16 protein-coding genes are annotated in these 19,066 nt (G+C 61.1%); 7 read left to right on the top strand and 9 right to left on the bottom strand.

What is annotated here, in order from left to right; translation table 11 throughout:
* Nucleotides 1-67 precede the first annotated feature (67 nt).
* The 7 genes from OKW98_RS03755 to bioB all read right to left on the bottom strand — a co-directional run bounded on the left by OKW98_RS03755 (nucleotide 68) and on the right by bioB (nucleotide 7,254).
* Entirely contained in the window at nucleotides 68-1,873 is a 1,806-nt protein-coding gene (locus OKW98_RS03755) for a phenylacyl-CoA dehydrogenase (RefSeq protein ID WP_265388030.1), read from the bottom strand.
* Nucleotides 1,874-2,222: 349 nt separating this feature from the next.
* Nucleotides 2,223-2,519 carry a pyrroloquinoline quinone biosynthesis protein PqqE gene (locus OKW98_RS03750; RefSeq protein WP_265388029.1) on the bottom strand — a complete coding sequence of 99 codons (297 nt, stop codon included), beginning with the start codon at nucleotides 2,517-2,519 and terminating at the stop codon, nucleotides 2,223-2,225.
* 126 nt (nucleotides 2,520-2,645) lie between these two features.
* Nucleotides 2,646-3,326 carry a dethiobiotin synthase gene (bioD, locus tag OKW98_RS03745; RefSeq protein WP_074886878.1) on the bottom strand — a complete coding sequence of 227 codons (681 nt, stop codon included), beginning with the start codon at nucleotides 3,324-3,326 and terminating at the stop codon, nucleotides 2,646-2,648.
* An 85-nt stretch (nucleotides 3,327-3,411) separates the two neighbouring features.
* A complete protein-coding gene (gene bioC, locus OKW98_RS03740; RefSeq protein ID WP_265388028.1) occupies nucleotides 3,412-4,260 on the bottom strand; it encodes a malonyl-ACP O-methyltransferase BioC in 849 nt (282 codons plus the stop codon).
* The gene (locus OKW98_RS03735) at nucleotides 4,253-4,984 is read right to left on the bottom strand and encodes an alpha/beta fold hydrolase (protein WP_265388027.1); all 732 of its coding nucleotides are present in this window, start codon (nucleotides 4,982-4,984) and stop codon (nucleotides 4,253-4,255) included. The genes bioC and OKW98_RS03735 overlap by 8 nt, the downstream gene beginning before the upstream one ends.
* Entirely contained in the window at nucleotides 4,977-6,167 is a 1,191-nt protein-coding gene (bioF, locus tag OKW98_RS03730; RefSeq protein WP_265388026.1) for an 8-amino-7-oxononanoate synthase, read from the bottom strand. The genes OKW98_RS03735 and bioF overlap by 8 nt, the downstream gene beginning before the upstream one ends.
* 31 nt (nucleotides 6,168-6,198) lie before the next feature.
* Entirely contained in the window at nucleotides 6,199-7,254 is a 1,056-nt protein-coding gene (gene bioB / locus OKW98_RS03725; protein ID WP_265388025.1) for a biotin synthase BioB, read from the bottom strand.
* Between the two features lie 110 nt (nucleotides 7,255-7,364).
* On the opposite strand from bioB, the gene OKW98_RS03720 reads away from it, so the two are divergent.
* The 5 genes from OKW98_RS03720 (at nucleotide 7,365) to rarD (ending at nucleotide 13,147) form a co-directional block, all read left to right on the top strand.
* Entirely contained in the window at nucleotides 7,365-8,099 is a 735-nt protein-coding gene (locus OKW98_RS03720) for a ComF family protein (protein WP_265388024.1), read from the top strand.
* 91 nt (nucleotides 8,100-8,190) lie between these two features.
* Nucleotides 8,191-8,955: a TOBE domain-containing protein gene (locus OKW98_RS03715; protein ID WP_265388023.1), complete on the top strand. Its 765-nt coding sequence runs from the start codon at nucleotides 8,191-8,193 to the stop codon at nucleotides 8,953-8,955.
* 103 nt (nucleotides 8,956-9,058) lie between these two features.
* Nucleotides 9,059-10,972 (top strand): PhoX family protein, encoded by a 1,914-nt coding sequence (locus OKW98_RS03710; RefSeq protein WP_265388022.1) that lies wholly within the window; start codon nucleotides 9,059-9,061, stop codon nucleotides 10,970-10,972.
* A gap of 154 nt (nucleotides 10,973-11,126) precedes the next feature.
* Complete coding sequence (locus OKW98_RS03705) at nucleotides 11,127-12,101, top strand: serine/threonine protein kinase (RefSeq protein WP_265388021.1); 975 nt, start codon at nucleotides 11,127-11,129, stop codon at nucleotides 12,099-12,101.
* A 152-nt stretch (nucleotides 12,102-12,253) separates the two neighbouring features.
* Nucleotides 12,254-13,147: an EamA family transporter RarD gene (gene rarD / locus OKW98_RS03700; RefSeq protein ID WP_265388020.1), complete on the top strand. Its 894-nt coding sequence runs from the start codon at nucleotides 12,254-12,256 to the stop codon at nucleotides 13,145-13,147.
* Nucleotides 13,148-13,207: 60 nt separating this feature from the next.
* Here the strand turns inward: rarD and OKW98_RS03695 are convergent, their stop codons facing one another.
* Complete coding sequence (locus tag OKW98_RS03695) at nucleotides 13,208-13,726, bottom strand: glycine cleavage system protein R (protein WP_265388019.1); 519 nt, start codon at nucleotides 13,724-13,726, stop codon at nucleotides 13,208-13,210.
* Between the two features lie 319 nt (nucleotides 13,727-14,045).
* Here OKW98_RS03695 and OKW98_RS03690 point away from each other — a divergent pair, with 319 nt between their 5' ends.
* On the top strand, nucleotides 14,046-16,223 hold the full coding sequence (locus OKW98_RS03690) for a malate synthase G (RefSeq protein WP_265388018.1): 2,178 nt from the start codon (nucleotides 14,046-14,048) through the stop codon (nucleotides 16,221-16,223).
* A 226-nt stretch (nucleotides 16,224-16,449) separates the two neighbouring features.
* On the opposite strand, the gene OKW98_RS03685 is transcribed toward OKW98_RS03690, so the two are convergent.
* Nucleotides 16,450-16,896, bottom strand: a complete 447-nt coding sequence (locus tag OKW98_RS03685; protein ID WP_163022123.1) for a response regulator — start codon at nucleotides 16,894-16,896, stop codon at nucleotides 16,450-16,452.
* Nucleotides 16,897-17,129: 233 nt separating this feature from the next.
* Here OKW98_RS03685 and OKW98_RS03680 point away from each other — a divergent pair, with 233 nt between their 5' ends.
* Complete coding sequence (locus tag OKW98_RS03680) at nucleotides 17,130-19,064, top strand: putative nucleotidyltransferase substrate binding domain-containing protein (protein WP_265388017.1); 1,935 nt, start codon at nucleotides 17,130-17,132, stop codon at nucleotides 19,062-19,064.
* Nucleotides 19,065-19,066 lie beyond the last annotated feature (2 nt).

Here is a 19,066-nt window from a genome sequence, read left to right as displayed (position 1 = left end):
AGGCCAGACACAAAAAAGCCGCTTGTCCTGAAGGACAAGCGGCTTAGCGTTAAACCCTTCTGGTGACTCAGTAAGCCAGGCCGAAGTGCTCTTCGTGCATGTCCATCAGGTTGCTTGCGCCCGACAGCATGGTCGCCACGTGAGTGCGGGTGCGCGGCAGGATGCGCTGGAAGTAGAAGCGCGCTGTCTGCAGCTTGGCGGTGTAGAAGGCTTCTTCGCTGGTGCCAGCCGCGAGTTTCTCGGCGGCGACACGGGCCATGTCAGCCCAGAAGTACGCCAGGCAGGCATAACCGGAATACATCAGGTAATCCACCGAAGCGGCACCGACTTCTTCACGGTCTTTCATGGCCGCCATGCCGACCTTCATGGTCAGTTCGCCCCACTCTTTGTTCAGCGCAGCCAGCGGTGCCACGAATTCGCTGATCGCTTCGTTGCCTTCCTGGGACTGGCAGAACTTGTGGACGATCTTGGTGAAGCCCTTGAGCGCCTCGCCCTGAGTCATCAGCACTTTACGGCCCAGCAGGTCGAGTGCCTGAATACCCGTGGTGCCTTCGTACAGCATGGCAATCCGGGCGTCGCGCACGTTCTGCTCCATGCCCCACTCGGCGATGAAGCCGTGGCCGCCGTAGACCTGAACGCCGTGGTTGGCGGCTTCGAAACCGACTTCGGTCATGAACGCCTTGGCGATCGGCGTCATGAACGCCAACAGGGCATCGGCTTGCTTCTTGGCTTCGGCGTCGTCGCTGTACTTGGCGATGTCGACCTGCTTGGCGGTGAAGTAAACCATCGCACGAGTCCCCTCGGCGAAGGCCTTCATCGTCAGCAGCATGCGACGTACGTCCGGGTGAACGATGATCGGGTCAGCGGCTTTTTCCGGCGCTTTCGGTCCGGTCAGCGAACGCATCTGCAGACGCTCACGGGCGTATTTCAGGCCGCCCTGGAAACCGATCTCGGCGTGGGCCAGACCTTGCAGCGCAGTGCCCAGACGTGCGGTGTTCATGAAAGTGAACATGCAGTTCAGGCCCTTGTTCGGCGGGCCGATCAGGTAACCGGTGGCGCCGTCGAAGTTCATCACGCAGGTGGCGTTGCCGTGGATGCCCATCTTGTGTTCCAGCGAACCGCAATTCACAGCATTGCGTTCGCCGACGCTGCCGTCAGCGGCCGGCACGAATTTCGGCACGATGAACAGGGAGATGCCTTTAGTGCCGGCAGGTGCATCGGGCAGGCGGGCCAGCACGATGTGGACGATGTTATCGGCCATGTCGTGTTCGCCAGCGGAAATGAAGATCTTGGTGCCGGAGACTTTGTAGGTACCGTCAGCCTGCGGTTCGGCCCTGGTGCGCAACATGCCCAGGTCGGTGCCGCAGTGAGGCTCGGTCAGGCACATGGTGCCGGTCCACTCGCCCGAGACCAGCTTGGTCAGGTAAGCGTCCTGCTGTTCTGGGGTGCCGTGCTCTGAGATGGTGTTCATCGCGCCATGGGACAGGCCCGGGTACATGCCCCACGACCAGTTGGCTTCGCCGACCATTTCACTGACCGCCAGACCCAGCGACTCGGGCAGACCCTGACCGCCATGGGCGACGTCATGGGCCAGGCTCGGCCAGCCGCCTTCGACGAACTGCTTGTACGCTTCCTTGAAGCCGGTCGGGGTTTTAACGCCGGACTCGCTCCAGGTGCAGCCTTCGATGTCACCCACACGGTTCAGCGGCGCCAGGACCTGCTCACAAAACTTGGCGCCTTCCTCGAGAATGGCGTCAACCATGTCAGGCGTGGCGTCCTGGCATGCTGGCAGACTCTGATAGTGCGCTTCGTAGCCAAGCAGCTCGTCACGGACGAAGCGAATATCACGCAAGGGGGCCTTGTAGTCAGGCATAGCGATAAACCTCTGCTGGTGAATCCTGGAATTGGATGACCGTGTGGTCACTGTGGGGCGTTGCCCCGGCGCCGGCGTTTGGGATCACGCGGCGATCAAACAGGTGTTTGAAACATACGTTTACGCCTATACCTTGTCAAGGGACGCCCTGCACCTTTCATCACTTGCCTATGCGCAAACTGCAGACGTGCGCATACGCCGCCAGGCGGTTCAGACCGGTACGTTGAGTCTAGAGGGCGTTGGGAATACACAGGCCACAGCGCCCGGAGGATGGGCGTGTGAATGAGGCGTTATTCAGAAAAGAGTAAGCGACCGGCAACGTGCGCCGCAGCGCACGCAGGGAGGAGAATCAGGCGAAGGTATCGATCAGCGTGCCGAGCATTTCATCGCTGGCTTTTTCGACTTTGACGCCAGCCTGGACTTGAATCCGGCCTTGGGTCAGTTCAACCACATTGGTGGCCATGTCGGAGCGTTGCGGGCGATCAACGGAGCGAAGGCGCTCAAGCTGGAAATCCGAAGACTGACTGCGTCCGGACACTTCGGTCGCGGGGCTGGCCAGTTGCGTCGCAGCCTGGTCCACACGGCTCTGCCCGACCTGCATTGCGCTAAGGCCTGGGTACAGCGTGTTGTTCAGTGAGATTTGCATGAGCACGATCCTCTGTTCATGAAACGAACTCTGCGATTAAAGCAGTAAAGCGCGCGGATTACTGTGCGAGGCGACTAGTGGCATTGCGCCTTGTGACGCGCCTCACACTCGGCAACACCTAAACGATTAATCCAGCAACTCCAGATGCAAATGCTCGGCGATCATTTCTGCGGTCGCTTTCTTCATGAACGGCACTCGACCCAGGCACGGCGCCGGCAGACGTTCTGCAAGCGTGGCGAGGTTTTCCTCAAGCCGTGACGTTTTGGGATCGATGATATTCGCCACCCAGCCCGCCAGTTGCAGACCATCGTTGGCGATCGCTTCAGCTGACAGCAATGCATGGCTGATACAACCCAGGCGCACGCCCACCACCAGAATCACCGGCAGTTTCAGCGCAATGGCCAGGTCGGACAGATTGGCTTGGTCGGCCAGCGGAACGCGCCAGCCGCCAGCACCTTCGATCAGCGTGAAGTCGGCCTGCTTATCGAGGATATGCTGCATAGGGCCGAGCAAGGACTGGACGGTCAGGGCGACTCCCGCCTCCCGCGCGGCCAGATGGGGCGCGATCGCCGGCTCGAAGGCCACCGGATTGACCTCGTTGTAGGTCAGCTGGATCGAACATTCGGCACGCAAGGCGACGGCGTCCGAGTTGCGCAACCCCTTGGGTTTGACGTCGCAGCCTGAAGCCACCGGCTTGCCGGCCGCCGTGCTCAACCCCGACTGCCGCGCCGCGTACAGAAGCCCCGTGGCGATGGTGGTCTTGCCAACGTCGGTATCGGTTCCCGTGATGAAATACGCAGCGCTCATCGTGGCGACCATCCGTTCAGATATTTCAAACTATTGCCTGCTTACTATAGCGTTCGTGTGACGGACTGACTGAATAGATCATTCTTTAATCAATGCCGGGTTTCACCAGGATGGCGTACACCACTTGGTACGTGGCGGGCAGGCCTTTCTCTTGACGATACCTTTCGTATGCATCCATCAAGGCCTGAATCCTGGCACGCCCAGTCAGGCCGCCCGGTCGACCCGGATTGATGTTGTGCGCGCCCAGCGCCTTGAGTTCGTGGGTCAAGCTGCGCACGTCGGGATAGTGCAGCACGTGTGGCAGGACTTCGAGGCTGCGTACTTGCAGACCGCTGGCGGCGCAGAGAAGTTGATAATCCTCGCGTTCGCGGAAGCGGTTGACGTGGACCATGCCATCCACTGCCTGCCAGCTGTCGCGCAGTTCGAACAAGGTGCCCACGCAGAGGCTGGCGAAGGCGAACACGCCGCCCGGTTTCAGCACACGACCCGCTTCGCTCAGCACCGCAGAAAAATCCGGGCACCACTGCACTGCCAGGCTGGAGAACATCAGATCAACGCTCGCGTCGCGCAGCGGCAGGTTCTCGGCGTCGCCTGCCACGTAATGAGTGGCACCGCCCAATGGCCGTGCATAACGCAGCATGCCTTCGGCGAGGTCGAGCGCAACGCCTTCGCTTTGCGGATACGTCTGCGCCAGCGCACGACTGAAACAACCGGTGCCGCTGCCCAGGTCCAGCCAGCGGGAAGGCGTCAGATCCGGCAAACGTGTCATCAATTCGGTGCCGACGGCGCGCTGCAAGTCGGCCACGCTGTCGTAACTGGCCGCCGCCTTCGAGAAGGACGCCGCCACCTGACGCTTGTCCGGCAAGGTGTGTTGGCCGGAGACCTGTTGCTGTTTCACGGCCTTCAGCACCGCGCAGTGGGAAAGATCAGTCATCACCGGACTCGTGTAAAAACGCATGAACTGCAGCGGCGACGCCGTGCGGGTTTTCCAGAATGAAGGCGTGACTGGCCTGCTCGATCACGCCGACCTCGATGTCAGGCTGGAGGGTCAGCAGGTCCGCCGACGCCTCTGCCGGTACCAACGCATCAAGGCCGCCGAACAGGTGCAATTGAGGACCGCGAAATGCTTGCAGCGCTTTGCGCGTGTCCATTTGCTCAAGCAGCTTCAGGCCTTCGATCAAGCCTGCGCTGGTGCCGTGGGGGGCGCAGGCTTTCAATTGTCTCGACAACGCCCGTGGCTCTTCGGCGCCTTGCACGCACAACAGAGTGAAGCGCTTGAGCGTTGCGTCCAGGTCGGCTTTGCAACCGGCAATGAACGCGTCGAAATCCGTTTGCGGCATTGCGTTGAGCCACTCGCTGCGGGCCACGAAGCAGACGTTGCTGGCGAACGTTGCCAGTCCGCAGCAGCGCTCGCCCCGGCGCGCAGCCAGTTCAGTCGCCAGCATGCCACCCAGCGACCAACCGCCCAGCCAGACGTTGTCGGGCAAGGTCGCATCCAGCTCGTCGAGCCATTCGTCGAGGTTGTCGTTATCCATGTCCGGTAACGGCTCGATCACGACACGCAGATGTTCGTCGAGCCCTCGCAGCGCTGCGGCCAGCGGCTCAAGGGGCGAGACGCCAAGGCCCCAGCCCGGCAACAGGATCAACTGATCACGCATGGTCCAGCTCCGATGATTCGTCTACGCCCAGCAGCGGGTAACACTGCTCCAGTGCCTGCAACAATAGCTGCACCTGCGCCTCGCTGTGGGCGGCGGACAATGTCACGCGCAAACGCGCGCTGCCCGCAGGCACCGTCGGCGGGCGAATGGCGGTGACCATCACACCGCGCTCTCGCAGCAATTGTGAAAGCCGCAACGCGCGGCCGCTGTCGCCAATCAGGATCGGCTGAATGGGCGTGAAACTGTCCATCAGCCTAAGGCCTAGGGCTTGAGCACCGGTGCGAAACTGCTTGATCAGTGCCGTCAGGTGCTCACGCCGCCAGTGTTCGCTGCGCAGCAGCTCGAGGCTTTTGAGGGTCGCGCACGCCAGCGCCGGCGGCTGACTGGTGGTGTAGATGTAGGGCCGGGCGAACTGGATCAGCGTTTCGATGAGTTCTTCGCTGCCCGCAACGAACGCGCCAGCCGTGCCGAAGGACTTACCCAGCGTGCCGATCAGCACGGGGACGTCATCAATACCAAGGCCGAAGTGCTCGACGATGCCTGCACCGTTTGCACCCAGCGGGCCGAAGCCATGGGCATCGTCGACCATCAGCCACGCGTTTTTGGCTTTCGCGGCCTTGGCCAGCGCGGGGAGGTCAGCGACGTCGCCGTCCATGCTGAACACGCCGTCGGTGACCACCAGGGTGTCACCGACCGCTTTGTCCAACCGGCTGGCGAGGCTTTCGCAGTCGTTGTGCAGATAGCGGGAGAAACGCGCACCGCTGAGCAGGCCGGCGTCGAGCAACGAGGCGTGGTTAAGGCGATCTTCCAGCACGGTATCGCCCTGGCCCACCAACGCAGTGACGGTGCCGAGGTTGGCCATGTAACCGTTGGAAAACAACAGCGCGCGGGGCCGCCCGGTAAACTCGGCGAGGGCTTCTTCGAGGGCGTGATGGGGCGTGCTGTGGCCAATCACCAAATGCGAGGCACCACCGCCGACACCCCAACGCTCGGCGCCGGCTTGCCACGCAGCGATGACCTCGGGATGACTCGCCAGCCCCATGTAATCGTTATTGCAAAACGCCAACAGTGGCTTGCCGTCGACAATGACTTCAGGCCCCTGCGGGCTTTGCAGCAAGGGCCGCTGACGATAAAGGTGCTCGGCACGACGGGCAGCGAGACGTGCGTTCAGATCAAAGGACATGCAAGCCTCGGGTCAAGCCATTGATGAGGACTCAAACAGCCGCGTCGTAAAACAGCTCGCTGCTTTTCTGCTCGATCAGCGCCTGCTCGATAGCGGCCTGATGCACCTCGTCCGAATGCTCTTCGCGCGCTTCAGGCTGAATGCCCAGACGGGAGAACAGCAGCATGTCCTTGTCGGACTGCGGGTTGGCGGTGGTCAGCAGTTTGTCGCCGTAGAAGATCGAGTTGGCGCCGGCGAAGAACGCCAGGGCCTGCATCTGGTCATTCATGGCTTCGCGGCCGGCGGACAGACGCACGTGGGATTGCGGCATCAGGATGCGCGCGACGGCCAGCATGCGGATGAAATCGAACGGATCGATATCCTCGGCGTTTTCCAGCGGCGTGCCGGCGACTTTCACCAGCATGTTGATCGGCACGGATTCCGGGTGCTCTGGCAGGTTGGCCAGCTGGATCAGCAGATTGGCGCGGTCGTCCAGGGATTCGCCCATGCCCAGGATGCCGCCGGAGCAGATCTTCATCCCCGAATCACGCACGTACGCCAGGGTCTGCAGACGCTCGCTGTAGGTGCGGGTGGTGATGATGCTGGTGTAGAAATCCGGCGACGTGTCGAGGTTGTGGTTGTAGTAATCGAGGCCAGCGTCGGCCAACGCCTGGGTCTGGTCCTGATCCAGCTTGCCGAGGGTCATGCAGGTTTCCAGGCCCATGGCCTTGACGCCTTTGACCATCTCCAGCACGTAGGGCATGTCTTTGGCCGACGGGTGTTTCCACGCCGCGCCCATGCAGAAACGGGTCGAACCAATGGCCTTGGCGCGGGCGGCTTCTTCCAGCACTTGCTGGACCTGCATCAGCTTTTCTTTTTCCAGACCGGTGTTGTAGTGCCCCGATTGCGGGCAGTACTTGCAGTCTTCAGGGCAGGCGCCGGTTTTGATCGACAGCAGGGTCGAGACCTGCACGCGGTTGGCGTCGAAGTGAGCGCGGTGCACGGTTTGCGCCTGAAACAGCAGGTCATTGAATGGCTGTGTGAACAGCGCCTTGACCTCGGCTAGATTCCAGTCGTGACGCAGGTTGGCATTGATGCTGGCGCTCATGGGCGGCTCCTTGATGTTTTCTGGACGATGACCCGGGCGGCTTCACCCATCGGCGAAACCGGAAAGCCCACAGGCGCAACACGGATGTTCGGCATATTTAAGGAAGCAACATGCGCTGTCAACCATATAACGGGCACGAGGTTTACATCTGGTTAAAAAACGCACAAATGTGTTTGTTGTGCGATGAAGCGACTGATTCAAGCACCCCGATCTGCATGCCCTGTGAGCGCGAACTCCCGTGGCTGATTGACCAATGCGACCGTTGCGCACTGCCCATGCCGATGTCCGGCCTGACCTGCGGGGCGTGCAATCGCCAACCTCCTGCATTTAGTGAAGTCGTCGCGCCGTGGCTTTACGACTTCCCCATCGACGCGCTGGTCACACGCTTCAAGCATCAAGGGAAATGGCCACTTGGGCGACTGCTGGCGGAGCTGTTGGGCGAGACCTTGCAGCATCGCTTCAATGACGGCCTGCACCGACCCGACTTTCTTATCCCGGTGCCACTGGCCAAAAAACGGCTGCGCCAGCGGGGCTTCAATCAGGCAGCGATGTTGGCGAACTGGCTCGGCGCCCGACTGAGACTGCCTGTTGATGAGCGCGTGATCCGCCGCGTGAAAGAAACACCTTCACAGCAGGGGCTGGATGCAAAAGCCAGAAAGCGCAATCTGGCGTCCGCCTTTGCGCTGAGGGACGCCACGCCGATTATCGGCAAGCATCTCGCGCTGATTGATGACGTACTGACCACCGGCTCGACGGCGAATGCGTTGGCCGGCCTGTTACGCAAAGCCGGCGCCCGGTCGGTGGACGTGTATTGCCTGGCGAGAACGCCGAAGCCTGGGGACTAAGAGGCCGGGCGATTAAGAAATCCGCAGCATTCGGGCGCCAGGCGTTTTGGCTTACACTCCGGCGTCATCACTTCCAGCGCATCCGACCCCTATGTCACTACCGCCTTCCCTCACCCAGCACATGGTCCGCCGCCCGCACCGCATCGCGCTGTTGCAGCACATTGCCGAGCAAGGTTCGATCACCCGTGCGGCGAAAAGCGCGGGCCTGAGTTACAAGGCGACGTGGGATGCCATCGATGAGCTGAACAATCTGGCGCACAAACCGCTGGTCGAGCGCAGTGTCGGCGGTCGGGGTGGCGGCGGCGCCAAATTGTCGGCTGAAGGCGAGCGCGTGCTGCGGCTTTATCAGCGCTTGCAGGCGTTGCAGACCCAACTGCTGGAAACCTCGGAGGAATCCGATGACCTCGCCCTGCTCAGCCGTTTGATGCTGCGCACCAGCGCGCGGAATCAGCTGCATGGTCAGGTCAGCGGCGTTCGTTCTCAGGGTCGCAACGACATGATCACTTTGCAGCTCGCGGGCGGTTTGTCGATCGAGGCGCAGATCACCCACGACAGCACCTTGCGACTAGGGCTTGAGATCGGCACGGATGTGTTCGCCCTGATCAAGGCCGGCTGGCTGGAATTGCTGGCGCCCGAGCAATGTGAAACAACCGGACACAATTGCCTCACCGGGAGAATCGAGGAAATTCTCGACGCGGAGGATGGCCCCAGCGAGGTCAGAATTGTCCTTCCCAGCCTTCAGATCCTCTGCGCAGTGGTCGACGCGGCCCGGCTGCACGCCTTGCAGCTTAAGGTCGGCGGTGAGATTAAGGTTCAATTTGCGCCTTCCAATATTCTGCTCGGCACGCCGCTTTAAGCGCCGCTTGCACCCAAGACCGAAGCCCGACTCGTCATCTGACCGACACAATAACGTCATCCGAACTGCATAGGGTTTCGCCCTAAACCGCAGGGAGCCCGTGATGACGCTATTAAAAGATAACCAATCCACCGACCTCGAAAATATGGTTGGCTTGACCCGACGCGGATTCATCAGCGCGGGCGCCCTGTGCGGCGCGGCGATGTTCCTGGGCGGCAACCTGCTCAGCCGCAGCGTGATGGCCGCCAGTGTCAGCGCCGCCAATAGCACGCTGCTCGGCTTCGACAGCATCCCCTCCTCTACCGCCGACAGCATCAGCCTGCCGCCGGGCTATCGCTCCTCGGTCCTGATCAGTTGGGGCCAGCCGCTTCAAATGAATGGCCCGGCTTTCGACCCCAGCGGTAAAGGCACCGCGAAGATGCAGGAGCTGCAATTCGGCGACAACAATGACGGCATGAGCCTGTTCACCTTCCCCGGCGACAAGCCGGAGACGGCCAGCCGCGCGCTGATGGCGATCAACAACGAATACACCAACTACCGCTACCTGTTCGATCACGGCAAAGACCCGCAATCGACCGAAGACGTGCACAAGGCCCAGGCCAGCGAAGGCGTCTCGGTGATTGAGGTCAAGCGCGAAGGTCAGCAATGGGCATTCGTGCAAGGCTCCAGATACAACCGGCGCATCCACGGCAACACACCGATTCACCTGAGCGGCCCGGCTGCCGGCCATGAATGGTTGAAAACCGCCGCCGACAAGAACGGTAAAAACGTGCTCGGGACGTTCCAGAACTGCGCCAACGGCAAGACGCCTTGGGGCACCTATCTGACCTGCGAAGAGAACTTCACCGACTGCTTCGGCAGCAGCGATCCGGCACAGACCTTCGACGCCGCGACCAAACGTTATGGCGTGACAGCCGCCAGCAAGGAAGTGAACTGGCACCTGCACGATCAGCGCTTCGATGTCGCTAAAAACCCCAACGAACCCAATCGCCATGGCTGGGTGGTCGAGATCGACCCGTTCGATCCGAAATCCACGCCGGTCAAACGCACCGCGCTGGGCCGCTTCAAGCACGAGAACGCCGCGCTGACGGAAACGAAAGACGGCCGCGTCGTGGTGTACATGGGCGACGATGAGCGCGGCGAGTTCATCTACAAGTTCATCAGCCGCGACAAGGTCGATCACAAAAACCTAAAGGCCAACCGCGACATCCTCGACCACGGCACGTTGTATGTGGCGCAGTTCGACGCTGGCGACAGCAACCCCGATCACCCCAAAGGCCAGGGCAAGTGGATTGAGCTGAGCCACGGCAAGAACGGCATCGACGCGGCCAGCGGGTTCGCCAATCAGGCTGAAGTGCTGATTCATGCGCGCCTGGCGGCCAGCCAGGTCAAGGCGACGCGGATGGACCGGCCCGAGTGGATCGTCGTCAGTCCCAAGGACGGCCAGGTCTATTGCACGCTGACCAATAACATCAAGCGCGGCGATGAAGGGCAGCCCGTGGGCGGGCCGAATCCCCGGGCGAAAAACCAGTACGGGCAGATTCTGCGCTGGCAGGAAACAGGGTCGGACGCCGCCGCCATGGATTTTGCGTGGGACTTGTTTGTGGTCGCCGGCAACCCGGGCGTGCATGCAGGAACGCCACAGGGCGGATCAAACAACATCAACCCGCAGAACATGTTCAACAGCCCGGATGGCCTGGGTTTCGACACGGCCGGGCGGCTGTGGATTCTGACGGATGGCGACTCCACCAACGCCGGCGACTTCGCGGGGATGGGCAATAACCAGATGCTGTGCGCTGACCCGGCCAGCGGAGAAATTCGCCGGTTCATGGTCGGGCCGGTGGGCTGTGAAGTCACCGGCATCAGCTTCGCGCCCGATCAGAAAGCGCTGTTCGTCGGCATTCAACACCCAGGCGAAAACGGCGGTTCGACCTTCCCCGAGCACTTGCCGAATGGCAAGCCGAGGTCCTCGGTGATGGTCATCACGCGGGAGGATGGCGGGGTGATCGGCGCCTGACGCGAGCGCTTCCCCATCCCGGAAAGGGTGCAATCGGAGTGACGGGGAATCCAGTGAATCAGAGGCACCGGGCGTAACCCACTGTGTCAGGTGTAACACGCCTGAGTTACCATGACTGGCCCGACGCGGCAGCCTGCTGCGCGCAGGAGTTAGCATGGCCCACCCGTTCGCAACACTTACACCTGACCTGGTGCTGGACGCCGTCGAGAGCATAGGGTTTGTCTCCGACGCCCGTATTCTCGCGCTCAACAGCTATGAGAACCGCGTCTATCAGGTCGGCATCGATGAACAGCAACCGCTGATTGCCAAGTTCTACCGGCCCGGTCGCTGGACCAACGAAGCCATTCTCGAAGAACACAGTTTCACCGCCGAACTCGCCGACGTCGAAATCCCTGTAGTCGCCCCCCTCGTGCACAACGGCGAAACCTTGTTCGAGCACGCCGGTTTTCGTTTCACCCTCTTCCCCCGTCGTGGCGGCCGCGCGCCAGAGCCCGGCAATCTCGAACAGCTCTACCGTCTCGGCCAGTTGCTGGGGCGCATTCATGCTGTCGGCGCCACGCGCCCGTTCCAGCACCGCGAAGCCCTTGGCGTGCAGAACTTCGGCCACAACTCGCTGAACTACCTGCTGGACAACAACGTGATTCCGCGCAGCTTGCTGCCGGCCTATGAGTCGGTTGCCAAAGACCTGCTCAAGCGCGTGGAAGACGTCTACGCCGCCACGCCCCATCAGAACATCCGCATGCACGGCGATTGCCACCCCGGCAACATGATGACCCGCGACGACATCTTCCACATCGTCGATCTCGACGACTGCCGCATGGGCCCGGCGGTGCAGGACGTCTGGATGATGCTCGCAGGCGATCGTCAGGATTGCCTGAGTCAGCTCTCGGAACTGATGGACGGCTACAACGAGTTTCACGACTTCGATCCCCGTGAACTGGCGCTCATCGAACCGCTGCGGGCCTTGCGCCTTTTGCACTACAGCGCCTGGCTGGCGCGTCGTTGGGACGATCCGGCCTTCCACCACAGCTTTTCCTGGTTCGGCACCGAACGCTATTGGGGCGATCAGGTGCTGGCGCTGCGCGAGCAGTTGTCCGCGCTGAACGAGGAGCCGCTGAAGCTGTTTTAACAACGATGACCCCCTGTAGGAGCGCGCTTGCCCGCGAATGGAATTCTCCAGCACCTGCCATGCCATTGATCCACCGCGATCGCGGGCAAGCGCGCTCCTACACCTGCTCATTAGCCTGACACCACAACAAAAAACTTGCCGAAGGACCACTCATGCAAGCTGCCAACCCGCGTCGCGGGTACATTCTGGGCCTGAGCGCCTACATCATCTGGGGACTGTTTCCGATCTACTTCAAGGTTCTTGCCACCGTTCCCTCGCTGGAAATCATCGTCAATCGGGCGATCTGGTCGGCCATCTTCGGCTCGCTTCTGCTGCTGGTCTGGAAGCATCCCGGCTGGTGGCAAGAGCTGCGGGACAATCCTAAACGCCTCGCCATTCTCGCCTGCAGCGGCACGCTGATCGCCGCCAACTGGCTGATTTACGTCTGGGCCGTGAACAACAACCACATGGTCGAAGCCAGCCTGGGCTACTTCATCAACCCGCTGATCAACGTGATGCTCGGCATGGTGCTGCTCCGTGAAAGACTGCGGCCGTTGCAATGGGTCGCCGTGATGCTGGCGTTGATCGGTGTGCTTCAACAGGTCTGGCAGGTGGGGAGCCTGCCGTGGGTGTCGCTCGCGCTGGCCTTCACTTTCGGCTTCTACGGCCTGATTCGCAAACAAGCACCGGTGGCTGCATTGCCCGGGCTGGTGGTGGAAACCTGGATTCTGGTGCCGCTGGCCGTGGGCTGGCTGATTTTCAACCCACTTGCCCACAGCGCACAGTCGGCGTTCTGGACCACCTCTCAGGCGCTCTGGCTGGCGGCGGCCGGTCCGGTGACCCTCGTGCCGCTGGTGTGTTTCAACGCCGCAGCAAGGCATTTGCCCTACGCGACATTGGGCTTCTTGCAGTACATCGCGCCGACCCTCGTGCTCGCGCTCGCGGTTGTGCTGTACGACGAACACCTGCCTTCTGCCACTTTGGTGACGTTTGCCTTCATCTGGTCCGGGTTGGTCATCTACAGCTTCGACGCCTGGCGCTCGTTGCGCAAACGTTCCCAAGCCTGATCGAGTCGGATAAGTCGCTGTAGGCCTTTTGAAAAGCGGGGCCTACAGCGACTGTTTTATCTACTCGTCCGTCGGCAGATGCAGCTCCACCATCAGGTCATCCGCCAGGGTTTCCAACCGCTGCTGTAGCACATCCAGCGACAGGTCCATCGGCAATCCCAACTCGGCATGGGCGCGAAACAGCGTTTCACTGCTCATGGGCGCGGGTTCGACGCTGGTCACCAAGTGCTCCAGGTTGACGCCTTGCTCGGTCAGCACGCGGGTAACGTCACGCACGATCCCGGGACGATCATTGCCCACCAGGTCCATGGTGATGGGCTTCCACTCAGGTGTGGTTTCAGGCACGACTTCGGCGAACAGGACGCGGATGCCTTTTGCCGAGAGGCCTTCCAGCGCGCTGCGCAGAGGCTGATGCGCATCGACTGGCGCGCTGACCCGCAGGATCCCGGCGAACTGCCCGGCCATGTGTGACATGCGGCTTTCCAGCCAATTGCCATCGTGATCGGCAATGCATTCAGCGAGCTGCTCGACCACGCCTGGCTTGTCCAGCGCAGACACCGTGACGATAAGATGATCCACAAACGACTCCTTATATCTGCAGCGACTGAGGCCTGTTTAATACCACGCCTCCTGGATTGCGGGGGGTTGTGGGGAGTATAGGCACATCTGCCCGGCCCGAAGCGGGGTCAGCGAGCCAGGATTTTTGTGTACGATCCCAATAATTTTCTGGAACAATCTGATCGCGCTTTGAGAACATCCGATACCGATGCGTAACCGAATGCCTACATCCGGTCGATCGGTGCGAATCAAGTCTGATTTTCACGCCGCAAACCGTCATGTAGTATCGCCTCGCGTGCACTACATAGATGTCAAATAGCTGAGCAGAGTGAGGCAAGCAATGACTGAACACGTTCAAGTCGGTGGCCTGCGGGTCGCCAACGTCCTGCTGGATTTCGTGAACAACGAAGCCATCCCCGGAACCGGCCTCGACGCCGCGGCATTCTGGGCCGGTGCCGATGCGCTCATCCACGAGCTCGCGCCGAAGAACAAAGCCCTGCTCGCCAAACGCGACGAATTCCAGGCGCGTATCGACGCCTGGCATCAGTCCCATGCCGGCACCGCCCACGACGCAGCCGCCTACAAGGCGTTCCTGCTGGAAATTGGCTATCTGCTGCCAGAAGTGGCGGACTTCCAGATCACCACGCAAAACGTCGACGAAGAAATCGCGCGCATGGCCGGCCCGCAATTGGTGGTGCCCGTCATGAACGCGCGCTTCGCCCTGAACGCATCGAATGCCCGCTGGGGCTCGCTGTATGACGCGCTATATGGCACCGACGCCATCAGCGAAGCCGGCGGCGCGGAAAAGGGCAAAGGCTACAACCGCGTCCGCGGCGACAAAGTCATCGCCTTCGCCCGTGCCTTTCTCGACGAAGCCGCCCCTCTGGCGGCCGGCTCCCACGTTGACTCCACCGGCTACAAGCTGGTCGACGGCATGTTGATCGTCAGCCTCAAGGGCGGCAGCAACACCGGCCTGCACAACGACGCTCAGTTGATCGGCTTCCAGGGCGACGCGTCGGCGCCGACCGCGCTGCTGTTCAAGCACAACGGCCTGCACTTCGAACTCCAGATCGACGCCACGAGCCCGGTGGGCCAGACCGATCCGGCCGGCGTCAAAGACGTGCTGATGGAAGCGGCGCTGACCACCATCATGGACTGCGAAGACTCCATCGCTGCTGTCGACGCCGACGACAAGGTTGTCGTGTACCGCAACTGGCTGGGGCTGATGAAGGGCGATCTGTCCGAAGAAGTCGCCAAAGGCGGTACTAGCTTCACCCGTACCATGAACGCCGACCGCGTCTACACCTCGCCCACCGGTGAACCCGTCACGCTGCATGGCCGCTCGCTGTTGTTCGTGCGCAACGTCGGTCACCTGATGACCATCGATGCGATTCTCGACAATCAGGGCAACGAAGTGCCGGAAGGTATTCTTGACGGCCTGCTGACCAGCCTCGCGGCGATCCACAACCTCAAGGGCAATACCTCTCGCGCCAACAGCCGCACAGGCTCGATGTACATCGTCAAACCGAAGATGCACGGCCCGGAAGAAGTGGCATTCACCCACGAGTTGTTCGGGCGTATCGAAGCGGTGCTGAACCTGCCGCGCAACACGCTGAAAGTCGGCATCATGGACGAAGAGCGCCGCACCACGATCAACCTCAAGGCCTGCATTCAGGCGGCGAGCGAGCGTGTGGTGTTCATCAACACGGGCTTCCTGGACCGCACCGGCGACGAGATTCACACCTCCATGGAAGCGGGGCCTGTCGTACGCAAGGCGCAGATGAAGGCTGAAAAGTGGATTGCCGCGTACGAAAATTCCAACGTCGATATCGGCTTGAAATGCGGCCTGCAAGGGCGCGCGCAGATCGGCAAGGGTATGTGGGCGATGCCCGACTTGATGGCCGCGATGCTCGAACAGAAAATCGCCCATCCGCTGGCCGGCGCCAATACCGCCTGGGTGCCTTCACCCACCGCCGCCGCGCTGCACGCGCTGCATTACCACAAGGTTGATGTGTTCGCGCGTCAGGCGGAGCTTGCCCAGCGCGCGCCGGCCTCCGTTGACGACATTCTGACCATTCCGTTGGCGCCGAACACTGACTGGACGACGGAAGAGATTCAGAACGAGCTGGACAACAACTCGCAAGGCATCCTCGGTTACGTGGTGCGCTGGATCGACCAGGGCGTAGGCTGCTCGAAGGTGCCGGACATCAACGACATCGGCCTGATGGAGGACCGTGCCACGCTGAGGATTTCCAGCCAACACATTGCCAACTGGCTACGCCATGGCGTCGTCAGCGAGCAGCAGGTGATGGAAAGCCTCAAGCGCATGGCACCGGTGGTGGACCGTCAGAACGCAGGCGACGCGCTGTATCGCCCGCTCGCACCGGATTTCGACAGCAATATCGCGTTTCAGGCAGCGGTTGAACTGGTGATCGAAGGCACACGGCAGCCCAATGGCTACACTGAGCCGGTGCTGCACCGCCGCCGTCGCGAGTTCAAGGCGAAACACGGGGCGTAATCAGCGCCCAAACAAAAAGGCGGCGTCCGCGTAAATGGACACCGCCTTTTCTGTTTCACCACTCAGTCCATTGTAGGAGCGCGCTTGCCCGCGATTGCGGTATGACTGTGATGGAGATATCGCCTGCCAGATTGCATTCGCGGGCAAGCGCGCTCCTACAGTGGATACGGTCATACAGGCTGAAGGTGCTCAACCCGTCGGCGCCCCTATCAAACAGGGGGCACTCTTACGCCATTTCCAGTTCCCGTTTCACCAGTCGCAACAGCTGCTTGGTGTTGATCGGCTTGAGCAGAAAATCCACCACGCTCAAATGCATCGCATCGATGGCATCGCGGACGTTGGCGTCGCCGGACACGATAATGATCGGCAACTCCGCACGGTCCGATTCGCGCACCCGACGGATCAGATCCAGCCCGTCGCACGGTGCCATGCGCAGATCGGTGATCAGCAGCGCAATGGACGGCCGGGTTTGCAGCAAATGCATGGCGCTGGTGCCGCCGGCGGCGGTGATGCAGCTGATGTCATTAAGACTGAGAATTTCGGCCAGAACTTCCCGAGCATCCTTGTCGTCATCGACGATCAACACCCGTTGTGGCGATTGTGAGGCAGGCGCGAGCATCACCTCATTGAGGGCTTCGCGCTCTTCATCACTCAAAATACTGTGATCGAACATACCCGTCTCATCTTCCTGTCGACTTCAATTCTGACAGCGCAAACGATTGATACGCTGCACATCCTGTCGGCTTCATGCCGGGCCCTGAGGCCTAACGCTAACTGCATCGCTGCGGTTTCACACCTTGGTTCGATGCAACCCAACGCCTGTGCAGTCACCTAAGACTTACGTCCAATGGGCACTGCCCGATAAGCGGTCGACCATGGGGTCAATAAAAACAAGCGGTATCGGTCATGAGCAAAGCGGACGCTTTTACCCAGGCAGGCAAAACAGCCGTTCTGCAGAACATCCACGGCACGATGCAGTTCCTGCAAAAATTCCCGCCGTTCAACCAGATGGAAAACGCCCATCTGGCCTACCTTGTCGAACAGTGTCACCTGCGTTTCTACGCTACAGACGAGAGCATCATCAAGCCTAGCGATGGGCCAGTAGAACATTTTTACATCGTCAAGCAAGGCCGCGTAGTGGGTGAGCGCCCTCATTCTGCAAAAGGCGGCACCGAGACCACGTTTGAAATCACCACGGGCGAGTGCTTTCCCCTCGCCGCGCTGCTCGGCGAACGCGCCACGCGCACCGAGCATCTGGCGGCCGAAGACACCTTCTGCCTGCAGCTGAACAAGCAAGCCTTCATCAAGCTGTTTGCGCTCTCCAATGAGTTCCGCGACTTCGCCCTGCGCGGCGTCAGCAGCTTGCTCGATCAGGTTAATCAGCAAGTAAAGCAGAAGGCGGTGGAAACACTCGGCACGCAATATTCGTTGAACACGCGGCTGGGTGAACTGGCGATGCGTCATCCGGTGACGTGCTCCCCCGATACGCCGCTGCGTGAGGCCGTGCGCCAGATGGACGAGCAGCAAGTCGGCAGTATCGTCATCGTGGATGAGGCCAAAGCGCCGCTGGGTATCTTCACGCTGCGCGATCTGCGCCAGGTCGTCGCAAACATCGACGCCGACTTCGGCGCGCCCATCGAACGCAGCATGATTCAAGCGCCGTTCTACCTGAGCCCGGACGCCAGCGCCTTCGATGCCGCCATTGCCATGACCCAGCGCCATATCGCCCACGTCTGTCTGGTCAAGGATCAGCGTCTGTGCGGCGTGGTGTCCGAGCGCGACCTGTTCTCGCTGCAGCGCGTGGATCTGGTGCATCTGGCGCGCACCATCCGCAGCGCGCCGCGCATCGATTCGCTGGCCAACCTGCGCGGCGACATCGTTCAGTTGGTGGACCGAATGCTGGCCCACGGCGCCTCGTCCACGCAGATCACCCAAATCATCACGCTGCTCAACGACCACATGGTCTGCCGCGTCATCGAACTCACGCTGGAAGAGAAAGGCGATCCCGGCATCGCTTTCAGCTGGCTGTGCTTTGGCAGCGAAGGCCGGCGCGAGCAAACGCTGTACACCGATCAGGACAACGGCATTCTGTTCGAAGCCAGCGACGCCGCCGAAGCCGCCGAGATTCGCGGACGGCTTTTGCCCATCGCCGAGCGAATCAATCAAAGTCTGGCGGTGTGCGGATTTGCCCTGTGCAAGGGCGGGATCATGGCGAGCAATCCGCAGCTGTGCCTGTCGCGCATCGAGTGGGCCCGGCGGTTCGGCTCGTTCATTCGCGAAGCCACGCCGGAGAACCTGCTGTCGTCTTCGATCTATTTCGATCTGCGCGTGGTGTGGGGCGATGAAAGTGGCGGCGATCAATTGCGTCAGAGCATTCTCGCGCAGGTGGCAGACAACGCCTTGTTCCAGCGCATGATGGCCGACAATGCCTTGCGTCAACGCCCACCAGTGGGCCGTTTCAAGGATTTCGTGGTCGCCCGCAAAGGCAGCGAAAAAGACACACTGGACCTGAAAACCCAGGGCCTGACGCCCTTTGTCGACGGGGCGCGGTTGCTGGCGCTGGCCAACGGCGTCGAGGCGAACAACACGCTGGACAGGCTGCGTCAGCTGGTGGCCAAAGAGGTCATTGATCCGTTGGACGGTGCGGCGTATGAAGAGGCCTATCACTTCATCCAGCAAACCCGGATGCAGCAACATCAGCAGCAGAACCGGCAAAACCTGCCCTACTCCAATCGCATCGACCCGGATGTGCTCAATCATCTGGACCGGCGCATTCTGCGTGAGTCGTTCCGTCAGGCGCAGCGGCTGCAGACCAGCCTCACCGTGCGCTACCAACTGTAAGC

Origin of the sequence: Pseudomonas sp. KU26590 (assembly GCF_026153515.1) — a bacterium.
GTDB lineage: Bacteria > Pseudomonadota > Gammaproteobacteria > Pseudomonadales > Pseudomonadaceae > Aquipseudomonas.
This window is presented reverse-complemented; position numbering and strand designations above follow the sequence as displayed.